The organism is uncultured Photobacterium sp. (assembly GCF_947502415.1).
Taxonomy (GTDB): Bacteria; Pseudomonadota; Gammaproteobacteria; order Enterobacterales; family Vibrionaceae; genus Photobacterium.
Genome location: NZ_CANMZV010000056.1, coordinates 1 through 3,722, shown reverse-complemented (window position 1 = coordinate 3,722; position 3,722 = coordinate 1). Strand labels below are relative to the sequence as shown.

3 protein-coding genes and 1 pseudogene are annotated in these 3,722 nt (G+C 44.0%); 1 reads left to right on the top strand and 3 read right to left on the bottom strand.

Translation table 11 applies throughout. The annotated features are described in order from the left end of the window. Window positions 1–513: 513 nt before the first annotated feature. The 3 genes from Q0852_RS23300 to Q0852_RS23290 form a co-directional block, all read right to left on the bottom strand. Window positions 514–741: a hypothetical protein gene (locus Q0852_RS23300; protein ID WP_299022749.1), complete on the bottom strand. Its 228-nt coding sequence runs from the start codon at window positions 739–741 to the stop codon at window positions 514–516. A 122-nt stretch (window positions 742–863) separates the two neighbouring features. Beyond that, window positions 864–1,235 carry a zinc ribbon domain-containing protein gene (locus Q0852_RS23295; RefSeq protein ID WP_299022746.1) on the bottom strand — a complete coding sequence of 124 codons (372 nt, stop codon included), beginning with the start codon at window positions 1,233–1,235 and terminating at the stop codon, window positions 864–866. 147 nt (window positions 1,236–1,382) lie between these two features. Beyond that, on the bottom strand, window positions 1,383–1,775 hold the full coding sequence (locus tag Q0852_RS23290) for a hypothetical protein (protein ID WP_299022743.1): 393 nt from the start codon (window positions 1,773–1,775) through the stop codon (window positions 1,383–1,385). A 250-nt stretch (window positions 1,776–2,025) separates the two neighbouring features. Between Q0852_RS23290 and Q0852_RS23285 the strand changes: the two are divergent. Continuing rightward, window positions 2,026–3,581 (top strand): annotated as a pseudogene (locus Q0852_RS23285) (IS3 family transposase). Window positions 3,582–3,722 lie beyond the last annotated feature (141 nt).

The window sequence follows — 3,722 nt, the reverse complement described above, 5'->3', positions numbered from 1 at the left end:
TAGTCCTTCTTGGTCGAAAGATCTGATCACGGAACCAGCTTTTAGTTCCCAAGATTCTTATCCCGAGCTCAGGTTAATTAACAAGAAAAATATTAAGCCAATCATAAATAATAAAATCAGCCTTAGTTATAATTGGTAAGGGATGAGACTCGGGGTGTAGATAGAAGACAAATTGAAGCAAATCACTAATATTAGGCTTAGTCTCGTAAGTTAATAACAAAAATCTCGCACCAATTACCATATAAATCACAATGTGTAGGTATACATGTAATTAAAATCAATCTTCATCAATAACTTAACCACATCATCACAGCCATATCTAATTTCCAAACTTTTTAACTATCCAACATAGGTCACACTAAATTTCTCATAAACCAAATAACACAAGCTCAAATTTCCTAGTTGCATAACGCCGGGCATAAGGTGCGCCACGACCAACTAACCAAGCGCACCGGACTCCATACAAAAACCGCCGAGTGTAACGCGTCACACTTGATGCCTTTGTTAGGCTAGCTAAATACTATCCCAAAGGTTCAAGGCGGAGTTTTGTTGTGCTTCTCTATTAGCATCTTTTAATTCACGAATTAACGACTCGTATTCTTTATGTTTTTTGCTAAAAACCTTGGCTGATTCCAACAATCCGTCTGTTGTTGGTAACCCATAAGAATACCTATATTTGCCTCCTTGCATTTTCCAATTATCAGAGTCGGCTAGTTTATGCCCTAATGAAATTTCCAACATAATTACTTCCAACAACTCATAACGCCGGGCATAAGGTGCGCCACGACTAACCCACCAAGTGCACCAAACTCCAAACTAAAACCACCGAGTGTAACAAGTCACCTTGATGCCTTTGTTATGCATTAGCTTCCAAATATCCCAAGTGATTTCTGAGCACCTGACATCATTGTGCTGTAAAACTCTCTCTTACCACAATAATTACAAGTAATTGCATGATACTTATTCCTTTCCCACCCCATGAAGCTATCCATGAAACCACCAGAAACTCTTATTTCTTGTTCATGAAACGCTGTTTTATCACAACGTGTGCACGCCCAATTTCGCCTTGGATCACGTCGAGAAAGCTCTTCATCCGCCCGTTGAACCAAATCATCTAAGCTATTTGCCCAACGTTTATTACGAATACGCTGGAGTTCCATCAATGTCAGTGAAGATAACTCTTCGTCTGTCATTAATTCCAATTCAGGATCCGACTTTTTTCTTCTTCCAAACATATTTAATTATTTCCACAATAATGCATAACGCCTGCCATAAGGTGTGCCCCACTGAACCAGCAAAGCGCACTGAACTTCAGACCAAAACCGCCGAGTGTAACGCATCACCTTGATGGCTTTGTTATGGCGCAAATCCTATTGTTTTACTTACGTTTTTCGATTAACCATCAGCATTCTGATGGCCTTGCTCTTCATCATGCAAGGTAGCGGCAACAAAATCAGAACCTCATTGGCAATGAATCTGAAAGCGATTAAGTAAACGAGAAAACAAACACTAACCAGATGCCAATTCTTTGTTGCGGCACTTGGACTTGGGCAACCAAAAGCCACTAAGGAAAAAGGACCTTTTGACCACCAAGCAGATAACCGTAACCTGCGTAAAACCATCATCGCGTGATGACCAATTGCGGCTAGAGAACTTGGAAAATATACAACCAATTGGACAATGAACTTTGTTTTCGCCAAGCTGCAAACCGCAATAATCGCTGGACGACTCTCACGGCATTGCGACTGATAAGATATTGGTAAAACTGCCACCATTGATGAACCAATCCATGATGACTACAGTTCGTTAAGAGCCATAACGCCGGGCATAAGGTGCACCAACACCGAACCTACCAAGCGCACTAAACTCCATACCAAAACTGCCGAGTGTAACGTGTCACCTTGATGCCTTTGTTATGGCTATATTTCAAGCAGTTAACTTGAATTTGGCACGCTCCCCCTGTGTCAGGATAGTTGTCGCCTAATTTAAATCCGTAGATTAGACAGGGGGCGGTAAGCAAAATATATGTCCCGCTATCCAGAAGAACGAAAGAACGCCGTCCTTAAGAAATTGTTACCGCCAATGAGTATGTCAGTACCAAAGCTGGCTAAACAAGAAGGCATTAGCGAAGCAACCCTGTACAATTGGCGCAATCAAATCAGAGAGACAGGAAGTCCAGTGCCTAACAGTGGTCAATCTCCGGAACAATGGTCACCGGAAGTCAAATTTGCCGTAGTGGTTGAAACCGCCAGCTTATCCGAAATCGAATTAGGTGAGTATTGTCGCTCTAAAGGTTTATATCCGGAACAAATTGTCCAATGGCGTGAAGCCTGTATCAATGGTACTGCTTCTGCTAAATCCAGTGATAAGGAAGCGCAAGCTAAATTAAAAGCTGAGCGTCGCAAGACTAAGCAGCTTGAGAAAGAGCTTCGGCGGAAAGATAAAGCGTTAGCAGAAACCACAGCATTGCTGGTATTGAGAAAAAAGTTCGATGCCCTTTGGGAGGACGACGAGGTCGATTAACGCCTCTAACTGAGCGAAAACAAATAGCCGCATGGGTCGAAGAAGCCGTTGCTTCAGGAGCACGCAAAACAATGGCTTGTAAGACCATTGAGCTGCCAATCCGTACGCTACAACGCTGGTTAAATAAAGGGATAGTCGGAGATGACAGACGGTTAACAGCAAAGCGTCCGGTACCGGTAAATAAGCTGTCTGACGACGATGTGGCCCGAATCGTTGAGATCTGTAATCGTGAAGAATATGCCAGTCTGCCGCCATCTCAGATCGTTCCCAGGTTAGCAGATGACAACATATATCTGGCATCAGAGTCGACCTTTTATCGAGTACTGAAAGCGCATAACCAGCTTCATCATCGTGGCCGTTCACAAACTCCGTGAAAGGTGAAAGCACCAACGAGTTATACAGCGGAGAAACCCAACCAAGTTTGGTCTTGGGACATTACCTATTTAAGTAGTTTTGTTCGAGGACAGTACTTCTACCTTTACATGGTCGAAGACATTTACAGCCGTAAAATTGTCGGGTGGGAAGTCTATGAAAGCGAATCCGGAGAGCAAGCTGCGGCGTTGATGCAGCGAACCGTAATGACAGAGCAATGCTTCCGTACACCTCTTGTCCTGCATTCGGATAATGGTAGTCCCATGCGTTCAGCGACCTTGCAGGCAAAGCTGTGTGAGTTGGGTGTAACACCATCCCATAGCCGACCACGACTCAGTAACGATAATCCGTTCTCGGAATCTTTGTTCCGGACGCTGAAATACAGACCACAGTGGCCTTCATCCGGCTTCAATAATCTGGATGATGCAAGAAGCTGGGTTAAGAACTTTGTCGAGTGGTACAACGAAGAACATCGCCACAGTCGAATAGGCTTCGTGACTCCAGGGCAACGTCATCGTAACGAGGATGCTGAAATCTTGGCAATAAGAAAGACAGTCTTCGAGCAAGCGAAGACAAGAAACCCAGAGCGTTGGTCAGGTGAAATAAGGAAATGCGAACCTGCTGGGCCGGTCATGCTTAACCCAGAGAAACCAGATATCAACGAGCAGCTGGAACAAGCTGCTTAAACATAATTAGGCGACAACTACCTTGAAAAACGCCGCGCTACCGCCGAACAGAATTATTTACCTGCAGGGCAAGATTACGAAGCCCCTTGCCCCGTAAGGACTTGTGACAGGTAAACATTATTTCTACCTGCTCGTTTTTGT

What these genes read in the sequence shown, in the direction of transcription:
- Q0852_RS23290 (WP_299022743.1), bottom strand. Translation starts at nt 1,775, where the DNA reads ATGGTGGCAGTTTTACCAATATCTTATCAGTCGCAATGCCGTGAGAGT.
- Q0852_RS23300 (WP_299022749.1), bottom strand. Translation starts at nt 741, where the DNA reads ATGTTGGAAATTTCATTAGGGCATAAACTAGCCGACTCTGATAATTGG.
- Q0852_RS23295 (WP_299022746.1), bottom strand. Translation starts at nt 1,235, where the DNA reads ATGTTTGGAAGAAGAAAAAAGTCGGATCCTGAATTGGAATTAATGACA.